Source organism: Novosphingobium sp. (assembly GCF_020852455.1).
In the GTDB taxonomy this organism is placed as follows: Bacteria; Pseudomonadota; Alphaproteobacteria; order Sphingomonadales; family Sphingomonadaceae; genus Novosphingobium.
On sequence record NZ_JADZAT010000014.1, the window covers coordinates 1 to 20,868 of the forward strand.

The following is a 20,868-nucleotide window of genomic DNA, read 5'->3' on the forward strand; positions in this document are numbered from 1 at the left end:
CCAGCTCAGTCAACGCAAGACGTTGCAGATGGCAATTGTGTGGGTGATGATCATCGCAGGGCTGGCGTTGCTTTTTGGCAATTTCACCGGCTGAGCGGGCCATATTGCTGAGTTTGCATTTAACATAATATATATTATCATTCCAATATGTCCGAACCAGCCAGCCCCCCTCTCGACCGCCTCCTCGCGATCATGGCCCACCTGCGCGATCCGCAGCGCGGCTGTGAATGGGACTGCGCGCAGAACTTTGCAACGATCGCGCCGTATACGCTCGAGGAAGCCTACGAAGTTGCCGACGCGATCGAACGCGGCGACATGGATGCGCTCAAGGATGAACTTGGCGATCTGCTCCTCCAGGTCGTGTTCCACGCGCGTATGGCCGAAGAAGCCGGCCTGTTCGCGTTCAGTGATGTTGCCGCAGCCATCTCAACGAAGATGGAAGCACGGCACCCGCACATATTTGGTGATACGCCCGATCTTGGCCAAAGCCGCGAAGATCGCTGGGAGGGTTTGAAGGCCGCCGAACGCAAGGCCAAGGGCGCCGAGAGCGCAATGGACGGCGTCACCCTCGCCCTTCCCGCCCTGCTCCGCGCTGAAAAGCTGCAGAAGCGCGCGGCACGCCAAGGCTTCGATTGGCCTGATGTTCAGGGCCCGGGCGAAAAGCTCGTCGAAGAAATCGCAGAACTTGCGCAGGCCGGAACGGATGCGGAACGGGCTGAAGAGGCCGGAGACCTGCTGTTTGCTGCGGTCAACGTGGTCCGTGCCTATGGCGTTGCCCCGGAAGATGCCCTGCGCGCGGCCAACATCAAGTTCGAACGCCGGTTCCGGGCCATGGAAGCGCTGGCCAGCCAGCAAGGGAACAATTTCCCCGCATTGACGCTCGATCAGCAGGAAGAGCTGTGGCAGGCCGTCAAAGCCTCAGAGCCGGGCAAAGCGCCCTAACTCGCGCGGATCAAGCCGCACCTCCAGACGCCGCAATGGCCCGCGTTCGTCTTCTCCGGCATCAGCATCGTTCACCACCTCACCGTGGGCATGGAGCCAGGCGAGCCGCTGGCCGTCGCTGACCGGCAGGACAAAACTGTGCAGGCGGGCCCCCTGGGTGAGGAGCTTGCCAACGGCCTCAAGCAAGTCGTCGCAGCCCATTCCGGTTAGCGCTGAGACCGGGACAATCAGCTCGTCCGGATGTGCAAGGCGTTGCTCAGCCAATTCGCTCGCGCGTCCGGCATCGAGCAGATCCCATTTGTTCCAGGCTTCAACGATCGGCACCCGCGGGGTGGCACCTTCGGCTTCGATCAGACCGAGGTCTTCCAGGATTTCCAGCACCTGGCGCTTTTGCGCGCCACTATCTGGATTGGCCACGTCGCGCACGTGGACGATCACGTCGGCGGCCGTGACCTCTTCAAGCGTTGCGCGAAACGCGGCAATAAGCTGGGTCGGCAGATCGGAGATGAACCCCACGGTGTCCGACAGGATCGCCTTCTCAACCCCTGGCAGCCGGATCCGGCGCATGGTCGGGTCGAGCGTGGCAAACAGCAGGTCCTCGGCCATGACCCCGGCCCCGGTCAGGCGGTTGAACAGCGTGCTCTTGCCGGCATTGGTATAGCCGACCAGGGCGATGACCGGCCAGGGGGCCTTCTCGCGCCGACTGCGGTGCAGGCCGCGGGTGCGGCGCACCTGATCCAGTTCACGCCGCAACTTGGCCATCCGGTCACGGATCATCCGGCGGTCGGCCTCGATCTGGGTCTCGCCCGGGCCGCCCAGGAAGCCGAAGCCGCCGCGCTGGCGCTCAAGGTGGGTCCAGCTGCGCACCAGTCGCCCGGCCTGATAATCGAGGTGGGCCAGTTCTACTTGCAACCGCCCTTCAGCCGTGGCCGCACGTTCGCCGAAGATTTCCAGAATCAGGCCAGTCCGGTCGATCACCTTGCGCTTGAGCTTTTCCTCAAGGTTGCGCTGCTGGATCGCGCTGAGCGAGCCATCAACGATCACCAGATCAGCCTCGCCCAGGTTGCAGGCGACGTCGATGTTCTGGATCTGCCCTTCCCCGAACAACGTCCCGGCGCGCGCTTCGCGGATCGGGATGGCCATGGCTTCAACCACCACCAGTCCGATCGCCAGGGCAAGGCCCTTGGCTTCCTCAAGCCGGGCGGCGGTGTCGATCCCTGCCCCGCCCCGCTTGAATTCCGGGTAAACGACCAAGGCCCGCGCGCCGCGGGTTACCTCGCCATCGGTTTCCTCACCGAAGATCAGGCGAGTTCGCCTTCTTCGGCATCGCCGGTCAGATCGACAGGACCCAACGGCTGAATCGTCGAAACCGCATGTTTGTAGGCCAGCTGGACATAGCCTTCACGTTCCAGCAGCATGCAGAACAGGTCATAGGCGGCGACGCGGCCCTGCAGCATCACCCCGTTGACCAGGAACATGTTGACCTGAACCTCAGCCTGGCGAACGCTCGACAGGAACACGTCCTGCAGCAGACGGACCTTCTTGCCCCCTTCCCCGGTGCTGCCGAACTGGCGGGCATCGATCGGCTGGCTGGGCATGATGGTGGAGATCGCGTGCTTGTAAACCAGCTGGGCCTGGCCGTCGCGGCGCAGCAGGATCGAAAAATTGTCAAACCAGGTGACGATGCCCTGCAGCTTCACGCCCTTGACCAGGAACATGGTGACCGGGGTCTTGTTCTTGCGCAGCAGGTTCAGGAACTGGTCCTGCAGGTTCTGACCCTTCGGTGCAGCCGGTACAGGGCTTTCTTCGCTCGCTTCGGGTTCGGGCTTCGGCGGGCGCGGACGCGCGCTGAGTGTGCGAGAGGTCATTTCCTGGCTCCTTCTTGTTGGCGGCCGCCACTGCGGTCCGCGATCTGGCCCCTGGCGCGATGGCTGGGCCGTTTTCATCAAGCTTCTACTTAATCCCCTTTAGCCGACGGGTAAACGCCATTTTCATGACGTTTCCTTGTCAGCCGTCAAGCTCACCTTCGTCATCCTCTTCGCCTTCGCGCCGCTCAACCATGCCGAGCAGCTTGAGTTTGCGGTGCAGGGCCGAGCGTTCCATTCCGATGAAACTGGCCGTGCGCGAGATGTTGCCGGAGAACCGCTTGATCTGCACCCTGAGGTACTCGCGCTCGAAATTCTCGCGCGCCTCGCGCAGTGGGACACCCATCAAAGATGGCATCCCGTTGTCGCCCGAAATGCGGCCTGAAACCACTTCACCTGGGAGCATGTCGGAGTCGATCCGGGCCAGCTTGTCGCGCGGGGTGAGGATAATCGTGCGCTCAACCACGTTGCGCAGCTGGCGGACATTGCCCGGCCATTCATAGCTTTGCAGTGCGGCCAGAGCCTCGGGCGTCACTTCGGGAGGCGGTACGCCTTGATCGGCGGCAAACCGGGCAAAGAAGTGGTCGGCCAGCATCGGGATATCGTCGCGCCGCTCGGCCAGAGAAGGGATCGAGACCGGGACCACGTTGAGCCGGTAGAACAGGTCCTCGCGGAAGCGCCGTTCGGCGATCTCCTTTTCCAGATCCCGCGCGGTTGAGGACACGACTCTCACATCGACCCGGATCTGACGATTGCCCCCGACCCGCACGAACGACTGGTCAGTCAAGACCCGCAGGATCCGCGCCTGGGTCGAAAGCGGCATATCGGCCACTTCGTCGAGGTAAAGCGTGCCGCCATCGGCCATTTCGAGCAGCCCGGCCCGGATCAGCTTGCCGTCCGCTTCCTCCCCGAACAGCTCGCTTTCAAATCGTTCGGGCGTGATCCGCGCCGAATTGACGGTAACGAAGGCACCGCTCGAACGCCCGCTCCAGCTGTGCAGCAGCCGGGCCGCCACTTCCTTGCCGGATCCGGCCGGCCCGCTGATCAGCAGGCGACTGCCGGTATTGGCAACACGCTTCAGCGTTGCGCGAACCTGGTTGATCGCTGCGGAATTGCCGGTGAATTCGTCCGATGTCGCGAAGCCTTCGCGCAGCCGCGCGTTCTCGCGCCGCAGGCGTTCGGTTTCGGTTGCCCGTCCGACCAGCAGCATCAGCCGCTCAGCTTCGAATGGCTTTTCGATGAAATCCATCGCGCCGCGACTGATCGCGGACACGGCGGTGTCGATATTCCCGTGGCCGGAAAAGATCACCACTGGCAGTTCGGGTTCGCGCTGCTTGATCGCGTCGAGAACTTCAAGCCCGTCCATCGGGCTGCCGTGCAGCCAGACGTCGAGCAGCACCAGGCTGGGCCGACGTTCATCGATCATCTCCAGCGCGGTGACGCTGTCACCAGCCGTGCGGCATTCATAGCCTTCGTCGCTCAGCACGCCGGCCACGAGATCGCGGATATCGCGTTCGTCATCGACGATCAGGATTTCGAGCGCCATTTCAACCTACCTCTGCTTTCAACTACTCAGCCGCTTCCGGCTTGTCCTGCCGGTCGAGCGGATCACGCGCGAACCGCATGGTGACTACGGTTCCTTCGGTCTTGCCCGGGGTGAACTGGATATCGCCGCCATGTTCCTCGACGATCTTCTTGACGATCGCCAGGCCCAGCCCGGTGCCCTTGTCACGCGTGGTCACATAGGGCTCGATAATCCGTTCACCTTCCTGGGGCAGGCCGATACCGTTATCGGTTACCGCAACGACGACATCCTCAGAGCTGCCGGTAAGGACAACGCTGATCCGGCCGCGATAGTCTGCGTCTTCCTGCTTTTGCCGGGCTTCAACAGCTTCGACTGCGTTCTTGAGGACGTTGGTCATGGCCTGGCCGAACTGGTGCCGATCACATGCGATAATCCCGAAATCGGCATCCGCTGCGAACGAGAAGTTGATATCAGGCCGGGCCACTTCCTGCAGGAACAAGGCTTGCCGGGCCAGATCGACCGGATCTTCGCCGCGGAACAGCGGTTTGGGCAGCCGCGCAAAAGACGAAAACTCGTCAACCATGCGGCGCAGATCGCCGACCTGGCGGATGATCGTGCCGGTCAGCTCCTCGAACAGTTCGCCATCGGCAACCACCTGTTTGGCATAGCGCCGCTTGAGCCGTTCGGTTGCCAGCTGGATCGGGGTTAGCGGGTTCTTGATCTCATGCGCGATGCGGCGGGCCACGTCGGACCAGGCAGCCTGGCGCTGATCGACCAGCTGGCGGGTGATATCCTCGAAGGTCACGACGTGTCCGGTGGCCGATCGGGTTGATTTGACCGCCAGGGTCAACAGGTCATTCCCCTTGGAAAACTGAACGATTCCGCCCTCACTGCCCTCTTGGGCCAGCGCGGCAATCTGCGGGGCGATCTGGGCCAGCTCCACGCCGATCGGGATCTCCGCGCCGCGTTCAAGCAGCAGTTTCTGGGCCGACCCGTTCATGAGCTGGATTTCGCCCTTGGAATTGGTGCTGATGATCCCGGCGGTGACCGATTCCAGCACCGCTTCCATGAACGCGCGCCGCTCATCAAGCTGCTGATTGGCGCCGAGCAGCGCCTGGTTCTGGCGTTCAAGCTGCTGGGTCATGCGGTTGAAGGCGCGATTGAGCAGGCCAACCTCGTCAGCCCCGGTGCGCCCTTCGACCCGCATTGAAAAGTTGCCCGAGCCGACCTGTCTGGCAGCGTCAACCAGATCGTAGAGCGGCTTAACCTGCCGGTCGGCAAAGCGCAGCGCGAACCACACCGAAAGCCCGACCAGCGCCAGGCTGGCCACGAACAGCGCGACATTGACCCGCAGCTGCTGGATCCGGGTTCGCTGGGTCAACTCGTCATAGGAGCGCAGGATGTTCTGAGCATAGCCGGCCGAAAGCAGATCGCTCTTGCGCACGGTGTAGAGGTAGATCCCGGCCCGGCGATCGATTGGCGTGATCGCTCGGATCGTGTTGCCGCCACTCGAAACCGAAATCGCCTCGCCGCGATCCAACTGGCGCAGGACATCGGCGGAAATCTCCGACAGCGGGGCCTCGCCGCGGGTAAAGGCCGCCTTGTCCAGCCCGCCATCGGCGCGCTTTTGCAGGATCGTCGATTCATCGATCTTCCGGTGAAGCACCTGATAGAGGTAGTATTCCTGGAATTCCGCGCTGCCAAAGGGCACCAGCGTGATTTCCTCACGCAGGTCCTGAGCCATCGCCAGCGATTCGTACTCCATGTCCTTCTTGATCTGCTCGGAATAGCCCAAAGCCAGCTGGTTCGCGTTCTCCAGCAGCCCGCGTGACTTGTCCGAAAACCAGAACTCGACACCCGACTGGAACAGTACCGAGGCGAAGATCACGACCAGCAGTGTCGGCACTGCCGAAATCAGCGAGAACAGAAACACCAGGCGAACGTGCAGCTGACCGCTGCGCCCGATCTCTTCCTGCGCGCGCTGCAGTGCCAGGCGTCTTCCAAGCAGGACCAGAATTGCCATGGCCGGAACCAGGGTCCCGACCAGCAACGTCGAAGTCAGCTCGGTCGGCAGCATCTGTCCGCGATCGGACTGCGAGCGGAAGACGAACCAGGTAATCCCGGTCATCACCAGGAAGGCGACGACAGCACCAATTTCGAGGATCTGAAAAAGGTTGGAGCGACGCACAGCCACCTGGGCCCGACGCAAGATACGCGCCCAGGCCTTGCGGCGATCAGGCCGTTTCAAGGTACGTTGAGGGGGTGAGCCAGATTGCTCCATCGTTGCCTAGTTACAACACTACTGTTGCAACTGTGCAAGGCCTTTCGCAGTACCGGTTAACGCTGGTGTCCGCCCGGATCAATTTCGAGATCGGTCAAACGCTTGCGCAGGGTGTTGCGATTGATCCCCAGATACTGCGCGGCGCGTAGCTGGTTGCCGCCGGTTCGCCGCAAAGCCTCGATGAACAGTGGGCGTTCAAATGCCGCCAGCGCCGCATCATAGACCTGCCCCTCGCCTGGCCGGTTGTGGTTGAGCCAGTCGGCCACCGCGTCATCCATTGCGGTGTCTTCACCTGTGCGCGCTTCGGCAACGCCGCTCTCCAGCATAGGTTCCAACACTGCCGCGTCGATCAGGTCCTCACGCGCCAGCAATGCCATGCGATAGATGAAATTGCGCAGTTCGCGGACGTTGCCGCGCCAGGGCTGGCTGGCCAGCAGCGCAGTCGCATCGTCGGACAGTCGGTGACGTGGCAACCCCTCCCCTGCCGCCAGGTGGAGGAAATGCCGTGCCAGGGCCGGAACATCGTCGGCCCGCTCGCGCAGCGGCGGCAGCGTGATTGGCACCACGTTCAGCCGGTAGAACAGGTCTTCGCGGAAAGTCCCGGCTGCGATCATCGGAGCCAGGTCTCTGTTGGTGGCTGCCACGATCCGCACGTCGACCGCCACTTCCTCGCGCCCACCGACCCGGCGGATGCGTCCGGATTGCAGCGCGCGCAGCAGCCGGGTCTGGGCATCGAGCGGCATGTCGCCGATTTCGTCGAGGAACAGCGTGCCGCCCTGGGCCTGCTCGAACTTGCCCGCGTGCCGGGCCATGGCACCAGTGAAGGCGCCTTTTTCGTGCCCGAACAGCTCGCTTTCGATCAGGTCCGCCGGAATGGCTGCGGTGTTGACCGCTACGAATGGTCCGGACTTGCGATGACCTAGCTGATGAATTGCCTCGGCCACCAGTTCCTTGCCGGTGCCGCTTTCACCCAGCACAAGCACGGTCAGGTCATTGCGCAGCACCCGGGTGATCATCCGGTAAACCGCCTGCATCGGTGCCGACCGGCCGACCAATGGCAGACCAGCGACCGGCGCATCGTCCTCATCCCCGCTGCGTGATGCGGCATTGCCGACGGCCTGGCGGACGGTCCGGGCCAACTCGTCGATATCAAACGGCTTGGGGAAATACTCGAACGCGCCGGTGTCGCTGGCACGCACTGCCGTATCCAGGGTGTTCTGCGCCGAAAGGATGATGATCGGCATGTCGGGCGCTGCGTCGCGCACAGCCCCCAGGGTCTCAATCCCGTCGCCATCGGTCAACATCACATCGGTGACCAGCGCGGCATAGGCGCGTTTCTGCAGCAACCGATCGCGCTCGGCGATCGAATCGCATCCGGTCACCGCAAAGCCTTCGGCTTCCAGCGCGGCGGTGATTACCAGTGCGATCGAGGCGTCGTCTTCAACCAGCAAGACAGTCATGCGGCTTCCTCATGTGGTGCCCTGCGGCGATCTTCGGCCAGCGCGAGGTGGACCCGGAAATGGGTCCAGCCGGCTGCCTCGTCACGATCATGGGTGATCCGTCCGTTCATGTCTGCAACCAGACGGCGCACGAGCGCCAGGCCCAGCCCCTGCCCGCTCTTCTTGCTGGTTACGAACGGTTCGAACACATGATCACGCAGTTGCGGGTCGATCCCTGGGCCATTGTCACTGATCCGCAGTTCGATTGGCAGGCGGACCGATGATCCATCAGCAGCCCGATGCAGTTGCAGCCCGCTGGCAAAGCGGGTGCGTACCGCGATCCTGGGCTGTTCAAGCCCGCGCACAGCGTCGGCGGCATTGGCCAGCAGGTTGATCAGGACCTGCAGCAGCGCATCGGCATTGCCCAACACAGCCGGCAGCGAGGGATCGAACTCCTCGGCGATCTGTGGGGATTTGCCGCTGGCCTCGATCACTGCGCGAGCATGCCGAACCGCTTCGTGAAGGTTGCAGGGTGAAAGCTCGGGCGCAGTACGGCGCGAGAGTGACTGCATCTGGTCGATCAGCTTGGCAATCCGGTCCACCTCGTCGGCGATCAGCCCGGTCAGGGCCAGATCGTTGCCTTCCAGCTTGCGGCCCAGAAGCTGCGCCGCGCCGCGAATTCCCGCCAGCGGGTTCTTGATTTCATGGGCCAGCACGTCTGGCGCGCGCAGCATGCTGTCTTCGCCAGAGGATTGCGTTTCGCGCATCGCCTCGGCCCCACCGATATCGTGGAGGGTCAGCAGTTGCCATCCGGGCTGGTCGATGACCGGGGCAACCGTCACATCAACGCGGCGGCTCCCCTGCCCCAGCACCCGAATACCGGTTGCCCGCGCCGAAAGCTGCGCATCGGTTTCGGCCAAGCGCGCGGCCAGGCGTTCTTCATCGAAGACCAGCAATTCACCCAATCCGCGCCCTTCCAGTCGCTTGAACGACTGGCCCAGAAGATGCTCGGCTGCAGGATTGGCCGCTGCCAGCTTTTGCCCCGGCGCCAGCAGCACCACCGCGTGCGGCAGGCTGGCCAGCTGGCGGAGCGGATCAACCATCAGGCCGCCGCCCGGCTGAGGAACGGATCGTAGAATTCGGTCAGTTCACGGACCACGTCGTCGGCGCTCTCAATGAAATTGACCTTGTTCCGGAAGGCCGCTGAACCAGCTAGTCCCCGCGTGTACCAGGCCAGGTGCTTGCGGGCCATGCGCACGCCGGTGTGCTCACCGTAGTGTTCCAGCATCCAGCGATAGTGCTCAAGAACCAGATCGAACTGCGCGTCGATATCGGGATCGGCCAGTTCCTGCCCGGTCTTCAGCCAATGCATGACCTGCGCCAGCAGCCACGGCCGGCCATAGGCCCCGCGCCCGATCATCACGCCATCGGCGCCCGACTGCTCAAACGCCTTGGCGCTGTCAGCGATCGAACAGATATCACCATTGACGATCACCGGGATCGAAACGGCTTCCTTGACACTGCGGACGAAGGCCCAGTCGGCATCACCGCGGTACATCTGGTTACGGGTGCGGCCATGGACCGTGACCATCTTGGCACCCAGATCCTCGGCTATGCGCGCCAGTTCCGGTGCATTGAGGCTGTCGTGGCACCAGCCCATCCTCATCTTGACGGTAACCGGAACCGAGACCGCCTTGACCGTTGCCTCGATCAGCCGGGTCGCCAACGGGATATCGCGCATCAGCGCGGATCCGGCATCGCCGTTGACCACCTTTTTGACTGGGCAGCCCATATTGATGTCAATGATCGCCGCGCCGCGGTCTTCCTGCAATTTGGCCGCCTCGGCCATCTGCTCGGGCTCGCAGCCGACCAGTTGCATCGAAACCGGTTCTTCGATCGGGTCCCAAGCGGCCTTCTGGACCGACTGACGCGTTTCGCGGATCGCTGCCGGGCTGGCGATCATCTCGGTGACGTTGAGGCCCGATCCGAACCGACGCACCAGTCGGCGGAACGGCAGGTCGGTGACGCCAGTCATCGGCGCCAGGATCACCGGGCAATCGATCCGCACCGGGCCGACCATGATCGGCGCCACTTGCGGCGGGGAAGGTAGCGTGCTCATTGCAGATGCCTAAAATTTAGGCAGCACATAGGGAATTGCCCCGGCGAGAGCAAGCCTATACCGCGTTGCAACATGAAACCGTCCAATCCTTCGCCGCGCACCGCTGCCGTGATCGTCGCGGCCGGACAAGGGCTGCGCGCCGGGCAGCCTCTGCCCAAGCAATTTGCCCCGTGGCGCGGCAAGCCGGTGGTGCGACACTCGGCAGAAGCGCTGGCTTTGGCTGGCATCGCCCCGATTGTTGTGGCCATCCCCGACGGCGGGCAAGACCTGGCCGGCGCAGCATTGGCAGGTGTTCCGGGTGTGCGATTTGTAACCGGCGGGACCAGTCGCCAGGAATCGGTGCGCAATGCGTTGGAATCGCTCGTGCCAGATGCGCCCGTACAGGTGCTGATCCATGACGCGGCACGGCCAGGCTTGGGCCAGAATGTGATTGATCGGCTGGTCGCCGCGCTTGAGGTCCTGCCTGGTGCAATACCGGTGCTGCCGGTGGTTGATAGCCTGGCCGAAGCCCGCGGTGACGTGATGGGCGCGCCTGCCCGGCGCGAAGCCTTGCGGCGGGTGCAGACCCCGCAAGCATTCCGGTTTGCCGATATCCTGGCCGCTCATCGGGCCTGGCAAGGATCGAGCGAGGCAGGCGATGACGCGCAGGTGGCCCAGGCGGCAGGCCTGGCCGTTGGTTTGGTCGAAGGAGATGAAAAGCTGCACAAGCTGACTTTCGCGGAAGACTTTGCCGCCCAAGCCGCACCAATACGGGTCGGGATGGGCTATGATGTCCACCGCCTGGCCGACGGCGAAGAGTTGTGGCTCTGCGGCGTGCGGATCGACCATCCACGCGGCCTCGCCGGGCACAGTGATGCCGATGTCGCAATTCATGCGCTGGTCGACGCAATGCTCGGGGCGATCTGCGCCGGTGATATCGGCAGCCATTTCCCGCCAAGCGACCCACAGTGGAAGGGCGCCAGTTCCGACCGTTTTCTGGCCCACGCCGTAACCCTGGTGAATGAAGCCGGTTATCGGATCGGCAATGTCGATCTGACCATCGTGTGCGAAGCGCCAAGGATCGGTCCGCATCGCGAAGCTATGCGAACCCGCCTTGCCGAATTGCTGGGAACGGACATTGCAGCGGTAAGCGTAAAAGCGACCACCACCGAGCGGTTAGGCTTTACCGGGCGAGGTGAAGGGATCGCTGCGCAGGCTGTCGCAACACTGTTGGCCCAATAACTATTCGGACTGGATTTTGCGGTGGTTTCACGGCAGGTGATGACCAAGTCCGCGCTCAACAACGGAAACCTGAACAATGTCGAAGACCAAGTCAAAGATCGCCGCTACCCTTGCCCTTGCTGCTCTGACCCTTCCGCAGGCCGCTCAGGCTGCCGCCACGACGCAGTGCATGACGCGTCCGGAACTGCACGGGATGATGGCCTATATGATGCCGTTCGCGATCGACTCACTGGTCCAGAAATGTTCGACTCGCCTTTCGGCAAATTCATTCGTGGTTTCGCGTGGGCCCGCATTGTCGAAGGATCTGGCAACCGGTCAGGCCGCTGCCTGGCCCATGGCAAAGCGCGCATTCATGAAGTTTGGCGGCTCGGCTGACAAGGACGCCACCGCGATGATGGAAGCCATGCCCGAATCCGCGATGCGCCCGCTCCTTGAAAGCGTTGTGACCCAGGAGTTCTCGGGGATGATCAAACCGGAAAACTGCAAGGATATTGACGCAGTCCTTGGCACACTTGCTCCGCTTCCTGCCTCCAGCTACGTCGATCTTTTGACTCAGGTCGTGATCATCGGCGCCCGCGGCGACAAGGAAATGCAGATCTGCGAGGATTGAGGACGCAGCGGTGAGCACCAGCCTGCTGCCTGCCGAACTGACCGAACTTGCCGCGCGGGTCATCCATGAGAACCGCGCGGCAGGACGGACGGTTGCGCTTGCTGAAAGCTGCACTGGCGGCCTGGTTAGTGCTGCACTGACCGAAATTCCTGGCTCGTCTGCCGTGCTTGACCGGTCCTTCATCACTTATTCGAATGAATCCAAGAACGAAGCCCTGGGGGTTTCGAACGATATTATCGACACCTTTGGTGCAGTCTCGATCGCCTGTGCCTGGGCCATGGCGCAGGGCGCCCTGAAGAAGAGCCAAGCCGATGTTGCCGTGGCGGTCAGCGGAATCGCCGGGCCGGACGGCGGTACGCGGCAGAAGCCGGTTGGAACGGTGGTCTTCGCCCGGGCACTTCGCGGCGATGAAGAACTGCTGGCGGAGGAACGCCTGTTTGAAGCGCCCGATCGTGCTAACGTCAGGCTTCAAGCCGCGCTGGTCGCGCTTGAGTTGCTGTTGCCATAGAGGACAGCAGCACGATCTTCGAACGCGCCAACCATCTTGCGGAAAGCGCGATCGAAATATTGGCCGGCCAGCTTCTCGAACATGGCGTTGCGGAAGGTGAACTGGACCATGAAGTCCACTTCGCAGCCGCCTTCGACAGAACGGAATTGCCAGACATTGTCGAGATCGCGCATCGGGCCGTCGAGGTAGTGCACCTTGATCTCTAGCGGTCGCTGCTTGATCACCCGCGAGGTGAATTTTTCACGCAGGGCGTTGAAACCGATCAGCAGGTCCGCGATCATTTCGGTTTCCGAATTGGAGCGGATTCGGGTGCCGACCACCCAGGGCAGAAACTCGTGATAGCGCCCGACATCCGCCACCAGGTCGAACATCTGTTCGGCGCTGTACGGCAGACGGCGAGTTTCTCGAACGCCGGGCATCAGAGCTTCGCTGACAGCCTTGCCGTCTGGGCCTGGCGCGCTGCGCGCATTTCCTTGAAGTCATCGCCGGCGTGATAGCTTGAACGGGTCAGCGGGCTCGACGCGACCTGCAGGAAGCCCTTGGCCCGGGCAATCGCTCCATAGGCTTCGAACCCCTTGGGTTCGACGAATTCGATCACTTTGGTGTGCTTGGGGGTCGGCTGCAGGTATTGTCCCATTGTCAGAAAATCGATGCCGGCGCTGCGCATGTCATCCATCACCTGGTGGACTTCCAGCCGTTCCTCGCCCAGCCCCAGCATGATCCCGCTCTTGGTGAAGATCAGCGGGTCGTGGTTCTTGACCTCTTCCAGCAACCGCAATGAAGCGTAGTATCGCGCACCCGGCCGGATGGTGGGATAGAGCCGCGGAACGGTTTCAAGGTTGTGGTTGTAAACATCTGGTCCGGCGGCGACGATCGCCTCAACCGCCGCGCGCATCTTGCCGCGGAAATCAGGGGTCAGGATCTCGATCGTGGTATCCGGCGTATTGGCGCGCAGCGCCTTGATCACCTTGACGAACTGCCCTGCCCCGCCATCGGGCAGGTCATCGCGATCGACCGATGTAATGACGATGTGTTCCAGCCCCATCTTCGCTGCAGCCACCGCGACATGCTCGGGCTCGAGTGGATCGACCGGGCGCGGCATCCCGGTCTTGACGTTGCAAAAGGCGCAGGCCCGGGTGCAGACATCACCCAGGATCATTACTGTGGCGTGCTTCTTGGTCCAGCATTCACCGATGTTCGGGCAGGCGGCCTCCTCACACACGGTATGCAGGTTGAGATCGCGCATCAGCTTGCGCGTTTCGCCATAGCCCTTGCTGGTCGGCGCCTTGACGCGGATCCAATCGGGCTTGCGTTGGCGTTCGGTCTGGGGAGCACTGGAGAGGTCGTTCATGGCGCCCAGATAGGCTTTACCCGCCGGGGTTGCCAGCGGGAATTTGCACCGCCACAAGCGCGAGCATGACCCAAGATTCGTCGCTCGGATTTGACCGCCTCCTGGCCGGCTATCGCCGCTTTCGTGGATCTGGCTGGGAACCCAATCGCAAGCGCTGGGAACAGCTTCGCGACGGCCAAACTCCGGAAACGATGATTATCGCCTGTTCGGACAGTCGGGTCGATCCATCACAAATCTTCGACGTTGATCCCGGCGAGATCTTTGTCGTGCGCAATGTCGCAGCACTGGTTCCGCCTTACGAGACGTCTCCCGGCCATCACGGGGTGTCCGCCGCGCTTGAATTCGCGGTGCAGTTCCTGAATGTGAAAGAGGTACTGGTGATGGGCCACGGCCGCTGCGGTGGCTGCAAGGCCGCCCTGACCCAGGAAATGCACGGTCAGGAAATGGGCGCGGGCGGCTTCGTTGCCAACTGGATTTCAATGCTCGACGAAGTGCGCGCGCCAATCGCTCAGAGCCTTGGCATCGACGGACGCCCAGCCGAGCAGGCGATGGAGCAGGCAGCGGTCAAGGTCAGCCTGGCCAACCTCCGGACCTTTCCCTACATCCGTCAGAAAGAAGCAGCCGGCTCGCTCAGACTGCGCGGGGCCTTGTTTGCGATTTCGGATGGCGCGCTGCACGTGCTTGATGAAGCCGACGGCACTTTTTCGGCGGTCGAATAGCCATACAGAAAGGGCGACGGTTACCCGTCGCCCTTTCCCATTTTCGGTTATGCGCGCGGCCTATTTGCCGGCAGCCTTGCCCTTGGCATAGGCCGCCCACAGCTGTGCGATCGGCGCACGAGTGTCGGTGACCTTGTCGAAGCTGGCAATGGCATCCGCCCACTTGCCCTGATCGGCCTGGACGATACCAAGGCGCAGCTGGACGCGGTTGGCATCGACACCCGGCTTGCCCAGCGCGAGCTTGTACATTTCCTCGGCCTTGGCGGCATCGTCATAGCTGAGGTAGGCATCGCCGGCAGCCTGAGCCGTGGCAGCGGTGGAATTGGCTGCGCGGGCATCCTTATCCATGCCCGGAAGCGAGGCCTTGTCAGCTGCGATACGGCCGCTTGCCTGCGCCTTGGCGTCAGACACGAACTGATCGGCTCCGTTGAGCTTGCCTGCCGCGAGGCCAGCATTGATGATCTTCAGGGCTTCGCCCGGCAGACGCCGCGGATCGGCCGCCTGGATGTATTCAACGTAGTCACGCTCTTCCATGAAGCTCTTGGTGCGTTCCATCAGACGCAGCAGATCGATCTGGTCCTGACCCGAATAGCCACGCAGATCGCGCACGACTGCAATCGCCAGCGACCAGTTCTCGGTCGTCGGATAGTTGGTGACCAGATTGTTCGAGAACCACGAGGCTTCATTCGCCAGCTTGGCCTTGTACGATACGGCAATGCCATAGCGCAGCCAGTCTGAAGGGGTAGCCGCGCCAGATTTGGCAGCGGCGTCCTGCAGCACCTTGAGCCCGGCAGCCTGCTGACCATCCTTGATATAGGCATCGGCAAGCAGGATCGCGACGTCACCCTGGGTGTAACCGCCATCGAGAGCCGCCTGCAGCGCCGGACGGGCTGCGGCATAGTCCTTCAACTCCATCGAGAGCTGGCCATAGATGGCGTTGTACTTGGGCACATCAGCTGCCGGCAGCTTGCCGCTGTCAATCTGCATCCGCACGCCCTGCCGCTGAGCCTGCTTGTCAAAACCAAGATTGCCCAGATTCAGCAGCAGGCCGCCCGAAAGGTACTTGTCATCAGGCGTGGTCGCAGCCGCAACCGCAGTATCGACGGCTGTGCGTTCGGCGGGCAGCAGAGCGGCCAGTTCCTTGTTGCCTGCATCGATTGCCAGCTGGGCATCGGCCTTTGCCTTCTTTGTTGCAGCGTTGTTGTATGCTGCCTGGGCGGTCGTTACCTTTTGCCGAGCGGCGACAACGTCAGCGCGCTTGGCGCCTTCGTCCAAAGCCTTCTTGGCAGCAACATAGATGGGAATATACGCCTTGGACGGCGCAATCTTCATTTCCTGCGGCTTGCCCTTGTCCTTTTCCTTGTCCTTGGCCGCAGCGGGGCTGGCGGCACCGGCAGCAAGGCCCATCGCCATGACCAGGCCCAGCGCACTGCGGGCGAAAAACTTGGTACGGATCATCGACTTCGTCTCCTTCGCGAACCGCCGGAGCGGGCGGAATGCCCTTCCCGCGGCACTTATCCCTCGGTTTCGCCATAGGCGTTCTGGCGCCGGTTTGGCAACAGTCATGCGCACTAGTGCCGGGGCGCTGAACCATGATTGAATGCGGCAATGACCAATGGTTCAGAAATGCCCTTCCAGATGTGGAAAAATAGCACTTGACCGTGCCTTCAGGTGGCCTTGGCGCACCGCATCGCCTAGGGTCAGCGCAACCAAATTCCCCGCAACAGATGAAGTGATCCCAGGCGCGTGAGCGACGAGACCGAAACTCCCGATTCCACCCCCGAGCCGACCGGCCCCTCGGGCGAATTCCAGCGCGTCGATATCGTCGACGAAATGAAGAATTCCTACCTCGATTACGCGATGAGCGTGATCGTGGCGCGTGCCCTGCCCGATGTGCGCGACGGGTTGAAGCCGGTGCACCGCCGGATCCTGTTCGCCAGCCAGGAAGGCGGCTTTGTCGCCGGACGATCCTATCGCAAGAGCGCAAAGATCGTCGGCGACGTGATGGGCAACTATCACCCGCATGGCGACAGCGCGATCTATGACGCGCTGGCCCGCATGACCCAGGACTGGTCGATGCGGCTGCCGCTGGTCGATGGCCAGGGCAACTTCGGCTCGATGGACCCCGATCCGCCGGCCTCGATGCGCTACACAGAAGCGCGCCTGGCCAAGGTTGCCAACTCGCTGCTCGAGGATCTCGACAAGGACACCGTCGATTTCACCGACAACTATGACGGTTCGCGGCAAGAGCCGACCGTCCTGCCGGCCCGCTTCCCCAACCTGCTGGTCAACGGCGCGGGCGGGATCGCGGTGGGCATGGCGACCAACATCCCGCCGCACAACCTGGGCGAAGTGATCGACGGCTGCCTGGCCTACATGGACCGGCCCGCGATCACCTCGGAAGAGCTGTTCGAAATCATTCCCGGGCCGGACTTCCCCACTGCCCCGCTGATCCTGGGCCAGTCTGGCGCGCGCAAGGCCTATACCGAAGGGCGCGGCAGCATCATCATGCGCTGCCGGCACGAGATTGAGGAAGGCCGCGGCGATCGCCGTTCAATCGTGCTGACCAGCATCCCCTATCAGGTCGGCAAGTCGGGCCTGGTCGAAAAGATCGCCGAGGCCGCCAAGGACAAGCGGATCGAGGGCATTTCCGACATCCGCGACGAATCGAGCCGCCTGGGCGTGCGCGTGGTGATCGATCTCAAGCGCGATGCCACGCCTGAAGTGGTGCTCAACCAGCTATGGCGCAACACGCCGGCGCAGTCGAACTTCCCGGCCAACATGCTGGCGATCCGCGGCGGCCGCCCCGAAGTGCTGACGCTGCGCGATTTCATCAGCGCGTTCATCCAGTTCCGCGAAGAGGTGATCACCCGGCGCACCAAGTTTGAGCTCAACAAGGCGCGCGACCGGGCGCATATCTTGCTGGGTCTGGTGGTTGCGGTCACCAATCTGGACGAAGTGGTCCGGATCATCCGTGCCGCCCCCAATCCGGGCGCCGCGCGTGATGCGCTGCTGACCCGCGAATGGCCGATCGGCGAGATCGCGCCCTATATCCGTCTGGTCGAGGCAATCGAACCCAGCGCCGAACAGGACGGCGGCACCTATCGCCTGTCCGAAGCCCAGGTGAAGGCGATCCTTGACCTGCGCCTGCACCGGCTGACCGCGCTGGGGCGTGACGAGATCGGCGACGAGCTCAAGGAGCTGGCGCTGGCGATCGAGCACTACCTTTCGATCCTGGCCGACCGGATCAAGCTTTATGGCGTGATGCGCGACGAACTGGTCGCGATCCGCGAAGCCTATGCCACCCCGCGCCTGTCCGAAATTACCGCCGCCGCCGACGGGATCGAGGACGAGGACCTGATCGAACGCGATGAGATGGTCGTCACCGTCACCATGGACGGTTACATCAAGCGCACCCCGCTCTCCACCTTCCGCGCCCAGAACCGCGGCGGCAAGGGCCGTGCCGGCATGGCGACCAAGGACGAGGACGTCGTCACCTCGATGTTCGTCACCAGCACCCACAACCCGGTGCTGTTCTTCTCGACAGCCGGCAAGGTCTATCGCCTCAAGGTCTGGAGGCTGCCCGAAGGCGGGCCGACCACGCGCGGCCGGCCGATCGTCAACCTGCTGCCTGCGCTCGACAAGGACGAAACGATCCAGACCGTGCTGCCGCTGCCCGAGGACGAGGCCGAATGGGCCAAGCTTTCGGTGGTCTTCGCCACGGCCAAGGGCAACGTGCGGCGCAACAGCATGGATTCCTTCGCCAACATCCCGTCAAACGGCAAGTTTGCAATGCGCTTCGAAGAGGACAGCTCCGATCGCCTGATCGGCGTCGCCCTGCTGGAAACCAGTGACGATGTGCTGCTCGCCACCCGCAGCGGCAAGGCGATCCGCTTTGCCGGTGACGAGGTGCGCGAATTCCAGAGCCGCACTTCGACCGGCGTGCGCGGCATGACGCTGAAGGGCGATGACGAGGTGATCAGCCTCTCGATCCTGCACCGCGTCGGCACCAGCAGCGAAGAGCGTGAGGAATACGTCAAGTTCGCACCATGGAAGGGCGAAAAGGAAGGCGCACCGTCGCTCTCGCCCGAACGGATGGCCGAACTGGCCGAGCGTGAACAGTTCATCCTCACCGTCTGCGCCAACGGCTATGGCAAGATGAGCTCGGCCTACGAATACCGTCGCACCGGTCGCGGCGGCCAGGGGATCACCAATATCGACAACATCGCCCGCAACGGCCTGGTTGTCGCCAGCTTCCCTGCCACCCGGGGCGACCAGCTGATGCTGGTGACCGATCAGGCCAAGCTGATCCGCCTGCCGCTCGAAAGCCTGCGGGTGATCGGACGCGGCTCGGCCGGGGTACGGCTGTTCAACGTCGCGGATGAGGAACATGTCGTTTCGGCAGTGCGCCTGGCAGAAGAAGACAGCGACAGCGAAGGCGACGAGGCTGAAACCGGCGGCGGTGAAGCTCCACCGGCTGAAGCGTGAGCGCCCTGCCCGGCCACGCCTGGAAAGTGCTGACGGCTGAGCAGAAAGACCGGTTTCTCGCTGATGGCGTCTTCCATGGCGCGCCGGTCGATCTGGCTGATGGCTATATCCATCTTTCGGCCGAACCGCAGGTCGCGGGGACGCTCGACAAGCATTTTGCGGGTCAATCGGACCTGTGGCTGGCCCGCGTGGACTTGACGCGGCTTGGCGATCTCGTCCGCTGGGAGCGGTCGCGCGGCGATGCCCTGTTCCCCCACATCTACGCTCCGCTGCCGCTCGATGCGGTGACCGCCTTGGGGGCCTTGCAGCGTGCGGATGATGGTTCGATCGTCTATCCGACCTGACGCCGGTTTGGCTTGCGCGGCCCCGCAATCAGAGTGAAGATGCGGGGAAGACTGAACAGGATTTCAGGCGATGGGATTGATGGTTGAACCTTCGGGGCAGGCCTGCGGGGCGCGCGTCACCGGGCTTGATCTCAAGGCCGGGCTGAGCACAGATCTGGTGGCTGAGCTTCGCGCGGTCTGGCTTGAACATCATGTCCTGGCCTTCCCGGGCCAGTTCCTCAGCGATGATGATCTTGAGCGCCTGACCCTGGCCTTCGGCGGGTTCGGCGTTGACCCGTTCTTCGCGCCGATCGCAGGCCGTCAGCACATTGCCGCGATCCGGCGCGAGGCCGATGAGCAAAGCCCGCTCTTTGCCGAAAACTGGCATGCGGACTGGTCGTTCCAGGAATTTCCGCCCGCCGGGACCTGCCTCAATGCGGTCGATATCCCGCCGCTGGGCGGTGACACGCTGTTTGCCAACCAGCATCTGGCCTGGGAAACGCTGAGCGCAGAGCAGCAGGCGCGCTATGCCGATCTGATTGCGGTCCATTCGGCCAGGCTGCCCTATGCCCCAGACGGAACTTATGGAGTGAAGGACAAAGGGCGGTCGATGGACATCCGGCCGAGCGAAGCGGCATTGGCCGAGCAAACCCACCCGCTGGTTCCGGCACACCCTGAAACCGGGCGGCGCGGGTTCTATTCAACCTTGGGCTACATCGTCGGGATCGAAGGCATGGAGCAATCGGCTGCGATTGCCCTGCTGATGGAGCTGCAAAGCTGGCAAGGCGATTCCCGTTTTACCTACACCCACAAGTGGGAACCCGGGATGCTGGTGATGTGGGACAACCGCTCGGTTCTGCACCGTGCAACCGGCGGCTATGAAGGCCACCGGCGCGAACTGCACCGAACCACTATCGCGGCGTGGCGGGGTTAGAACTCCACCGTTCCGCCGTTCTTCTTGATGCAGCTTTTCAGATGGTTGTACCCGTAATTCGGCATCATTTTGGGTGATTGCTGGATCTGGATCGGGCCATACTTCTTGCCCTCAAACTCGACCGTCACCGTGGTTCCGTCCTTGAGCGCGGAAAGCACCGGCAGGCCATTCTTCGAATCCGCCCACCAGCCCAGATACTTGTAATAGTAACCGCTGCGCAGCGAGCCCTTGTCGGTCTTGATCTTGGTTTTGCCGAAAGTCAGCTTCACCGGCCCTTGGGCCTCCTGCAGCTTGGGCGTGGCGATGCTGCTTGGCAGCTTTGACATGCCGACATTGACATTGCCGTTCTTGGCCAGGACGCTGATTTCCAGCTCTGGCTCTTCAAGATTGTCCGGGTTGGTGGGCAGGTAGATGTAGCAGACCCCGCCCCGGTCATTGGTGCCCACGGTAATCTTGAAGCTGATGGTCTCAGCCGATGCCGATACGGCGCAGGCAAGGGGCAGTAGCCCCAGCACGAGATAACGCATGCCAATCTCTCCTATG

Annotated in this window: 19 protein-coding genes; 8 read left to right on the forward strand and 11 right to left on the reverse strand. The window is 62.7% G+C overall.

Going from position 1 to position 20,868, the window contains the following annotated elements; genetic code table 11:
* Positions 1 to 147: 147 nt before the first annotated feature.
* A complete protein-coding gene (gene mazG, locus IT549_RS06910; RefSeq protein ID WP_292971247.1) occupies positions 148 to 942 on the forward strand; it encodes a nucleoside triphosphate pyrophosphohydrolase in 795 nt (264 codons plus the stop codon).
* On the opposite strand, the gene hflX is transcribed toward mazG, so the two are convergent.
* The 7 genes from hflX to dusB all read right to left on the reverse strand — a co-directional run bounded on the left by hflX (position 919) and on the right by dusB (position 10,171).
* Entirely contained in the window at positions 919 to 2,196 is a 1,278-nt protein-coding gene (gene hflX, locus IT549_RS06915) for a GTPase HflX (RefSeq protein WP_292971250.1), read from the reverse strand. The two genes, mazG and hflX, sit on opposite strands and share 24 nt — an antisense overlap.
* A gap of 47 nt (positions 2,197 to 2,243) precedes the next feature.
* Positions 2,244 to 2,810 carry an RNA chaperone Hfq gene (gene hfq, locus IT549_RS06920; RefSeq protein WP_292971252.1) on the reverse strand — a complete coding sequence of 189 codons (567 nt, stop codon included), beginning with the start codon at positions 2,808 to 2,810 and terminating at the stop codon, positions 2,244 to 2,246.
* Between the two features lie 139 nt (positions 2,811 to 2,949).
* Positions 2,950 to 4,353 carry a sigma-54 dependent transcriptional regulator gene (locus IT549_RS06925; RefSeq protein WP_292971254.1) on the reverse strand — a complete coding sequence of 468 codons (1,404 nt, stop codon included), beginning with the start codon at positions 4,351 to 4,353 and terminating at the stop codon, positions 2,950 to 2,952.
* Between the two features lie 22 nt (positions 4,354 to 4,375).
* A complete protein-coding gene (locus tag IT549_RS06930) occupies positions 4,376 to 6,613 on the reverse strand; it encodes an ATP-binding protein (RefSeq protein ID WP_292971257.1) in 2,238 nt (745 codons plus the stop codon).
* Positions 6,614 to 6,669: 56 nt separating this feature from the next.
* Positions 6,670 to 8,073 carry a sigma-54 dependent transcriptional regulator gene (locus IT549_RS06935; RefSeq protein WP_292971260.1) on the reverse strand — a complete coding sequence of 468 codons (1,404 nt, stop codon included), beginning with the start codon at positions 8,071 to 8,073 and terminating at the stop codon, positions 6,670 to 6,672.
* Complete coding sequence (locus tag IT549_RS06940) at positions 8,070 to 9,155, reverse strand: ATP-binding protein (protein WP_292971262.1); 1,086 nt, start codon at positions 9,153 to 9,155, stop codon at positions 8,070 to 8,072. Before IT549_RS06940 ends, IT549_RS06935 begins: the two co-directional genes overlap by 4 nt.
* Positions 9,155 to 10,171 carry a tRNA dihydrouridine synthase DusB gene (gene dusB, locus IT549_RS06945; protein WP_292971264.1) on the reverse strand — a complete coding sequence of 339 codons (1,017 nt, stop codon included), beginning with the start codon at positions 10,169 to 10,171 and terminating at the stop codon, positions 9,155 to 9,157. Before dusB ends, IT549_RS06940 begins: the two co-directional genes overlap by 1 nt.
* 72 nt (positions 10,172 to 10,243) lie before the next feature.
* Between dusB and IT549_RS06950 the strand changes: the two genes are divergently transcribed.
* The 3 genes from IT549_RS06950 to IT549_RS06960 all read left to right on the forward strand — a co-directional run bounded on the left by IT549_RS06950 (position 10,244) and on the right by IT549_RS06960 (position 12,510).
* Positions 10,244 to 11,392, forward strand: coding sequence for a bifunctional 2-C-methyl-D-erythritol 4-phosphate cytidylyltransferase/2-C-methyl-D-erythritol 2,4-cyclodiphosphate synthase (locus IT549_RS06950; protein WP_292971266.1), 1,149 nt, complete (start codon positions 10,244 to 10,246; stop codon positions 11,390 to 11,392).
* A gap of 76 nt (positions 11,393 to 11,468) precedes the next feature.
* Positions 11,469 to 12,002: a hypothetical protein gene (locus IT549_RS06955; RefSeq protein WP_292971268.1), complete on the forward strand. Its 534-nt coding sequence runs from the start codon at positions 11,469 to 11,471 to the stop codon at positions 12,000 to 12,002.
* Positions 12,003 to 12,012: 10 nt separating this feature from the next.
* Positions 12,013 to 12,510: a CinA family protein gene (locus tag IT549_RS06960; RefSeq protein WP_292971270.1), complete on the forward strand. Its 498-nt coding sequence runs from the start codon at positions 12,013 to 12,015 to the stop codon at positions 12,508 to 12,510.
* On the opposite strand, the gene IT549_RS06965 is transcribed toward IT549_RS06960, so the two are convergent.
* Together IT549_RS06965 and lipA are read right to left on the reverse strand one after the other, a co-directional pair.
* Positions 12,471 to 12,929 (reverse strand): type II toxin-antitoxin system RatA family toxin, encoded by a 459-nt coding sequence (locus tag IT549_RS06965; RefSeq protein WP_292971272.1) that lies wholly within the window; start codon positions 12,927 to 12,929, stop codon positions 12,471 to 12,473. The genes IT549_RS06960 and IT549_RS06965 overlap by 40 nt on opposite strands.
* Positions 12,929 to 13,861: a lipoyl synthase gene (lipA, locus tag IT549_RS06970; protein ID WP_292971275.1), complete on the reverse strand. Its 933-nt coding sequence runs from the start codon at positions 13,859 to 13,861 to the stop codon at positions 12,929 to 12,931. Before lipA ends, IT549_RS06965 begins: the two co-directional genes overlap by 1 nt.
* Positions 13,862 to 13,926: 65 nt before the next feature.
* Between lipA and IT549_RS06975 the strand changes: the two genes are divergently transcribed.
* Positions 13,927 to 14,580 (forward strand): carbonic anhydrase, encoded by a 654-nt coding sequence (locus tag IT549_RS06975; RefSeq protein WP_292971278.1) that lies wholly within the window; start codon positions 13,927 to 13,929, stop codon positions 14,578 to 14,580.
* Between the two features lie 60 nt (positions 14,581 to 14,640).
* On the opposite strand, the gene IT549_RS06980 is transcribed toward IT549_RS06975, so the two are convergent.
* Positions 14,641 to 16,038, reverse strand: coding sequence for a hypothetical protein (locus IT549_RS06980; RefSeq protein WP_292971280.1), 1,398 nt, complete (start codon positions 16,036 to 16,038; stop codon positions 14,641 to 14,643).
* A gap of 288 nt (positions 16,039 to 16,326) precedes the next feature.
* On the opposite strand from IT549_RS06980, the gene gyrA reads away from it, so the two are divergent.
* From gyrA to IT549_RS06995, 3 genes are all read left to right on the forward strand, one after another.
* On the forward strand, positions 16,327 to 19,068 hold the full coding sequence (gyrA, locus tag IT549_RS06985; protein WP_292971282.1) for a DNA gyrase subunit A: 2,742 nt from the start codon (positions 16,327 to 16,329) through the stop codon (positions 19,066 to 19,068).
* Positions 19,065 to 19,412 (forward strand): DUF952 domain-containing protein, encoded by a 348-nt coding sequence (locus IT549_RS06990; protein WP_292971284.1) that lies wholly within the window; start codon positions 19,065 to 19,067, stop codon positions 19,410 to 19,412. Before gyrA ends, IT549_RS06990 begins: the two co-directional genes overlap by 4 nt.
* A gap of 70 nt (positions 19,413 to 19,482) precedes the next feature.
* Positions 19,483 to 20,325, forward strand: coding sequence for a TauD/TfdA family dioxygenase (locus tag IT549_RS06995; protein WP_292971286.1), 843 nt, complete (start codon positions 19,483 to 19,485; stop codon positions 20,323 to 20,325).
* Here the strand turns inward: IT549_RS06995 and IT549_RS07000 are convergent.
* The gene (locus IT549_RS07000) at positions 20,322 to 20,852 is read right to left on the reverse strand and encodes a hypothetical protein (RefSeq protein WP_292971288.1); all 531 of its coding nucleotides are present in this window, start codon (positions 20,850 to 20,852) and stop codon (positions 20,322 to 20,324) included. The genes IT549_RS06995 and IT549_RS07000 overlap by 4 nt on opposite strands.
* Positions 20,853 to 20,868 lie beyond the last annotated feature (16 nt).

Coding starts and splice junctions, on each gene's coding strand:
- IT549_RS07000 (WP_292971288.1), bottom strand. CDS start 20,852: ATGCGTTATCTCGTGCTGGGGCTACTGCCCCTTGCCTGCGCCGTATCG.
- lipA (WP_292971275.1), bottom strand. CDS start 13,861: ATGAACGACCTCTCCAGTGCTCCCCAGACCGAACGCCAACGCAAGCCC.
- mazG (WP_292971247.1), top strand. CDS start 148: ATGTCCGAACCAGCCAGCCCCCCTCTCGACCGCCTCCTCGCGATCATG.
- IT549_RS06965 (WP_292971272.1), bottom strand. CDS start 12,929: ATGCCCGGCGTTCGAGAAACTCGCCGTCTGCCGTACAGCGCCGAACAG.
- IT549_RS06930 (WP_292971257.1), bottom strand. CDS start 6,613: ATGGAGCAATCTGGCTCACCCCCTCAACGTACCTTGAAACGGCCTGAT.
- IT549_RS06935 (WP_292971260.1), bottom strand. CDS start 8,073: ATGACTGTCTTGCTGGTTGAAGACGACGCCTCGATCGCACTGGTAATC.
- IT549_RS06940 (WP_292971262.1), bottom strand. CDS start 9,155: ATGGTTGATCCGCTCCGCCAGCTGGCCAGCCTGCCGCACGCGGTGGTG.
- IT549_RS06980 (WP_292971280.1), bottom strand. CDS start 16,038: ATGATCCGTACCAAGTTTTTCGCCCGCAGTGCGCTGGGCCTGGTCATG.
- IT549_RS06950 (WP_292971266.1), top strand. CDS start 10,244: ATGAAACCGTCCAATCCTTCGCCGCGCACCGCTGCCGTGATCGTCGCG.
- hfq (WP_292971252.1), bottom strand. CDS start 2,810: ATGACCTCTCGCACACTCAGCGCGCGTCCGCGCCCGCCGAAGCCCGAA.
- IT549_RS06955 (WP_292971268.1), top strand. CDS start 11,469: ATGTCGAAGACCAAGTCAAAGATCGCCGCTACCCTTGCCCTTGCTGCT.
- IT549_RS06975 (WP_292971278.1), top strand. CDS start 13,927: ATGACCCAAGATTCGTCGCTCGGATTTGACCGCCTCCTGGCCGGCTAT.
- dusB (WP_292971264.1), bottom strand. CDS start 10,171: ATGAGCACGCTACCTTCCCCGCCGCAAGTGGCGCCGATCATGGTCGGC.
- IT549_RS06995 (WP_292971286.1), top strand. CDS start 19,483: ATGGGATTGATGGTTGAACCTTCGGGGCAGGCCTGCGGGGCGCGCGTC.
- IT549_RS06925 (WP_292971254.1), bottom strand. CDS start 4,353: ATGGCGCTCGAAATCCTGATCGTCGATGACGAACGCGATATCCGCGAT.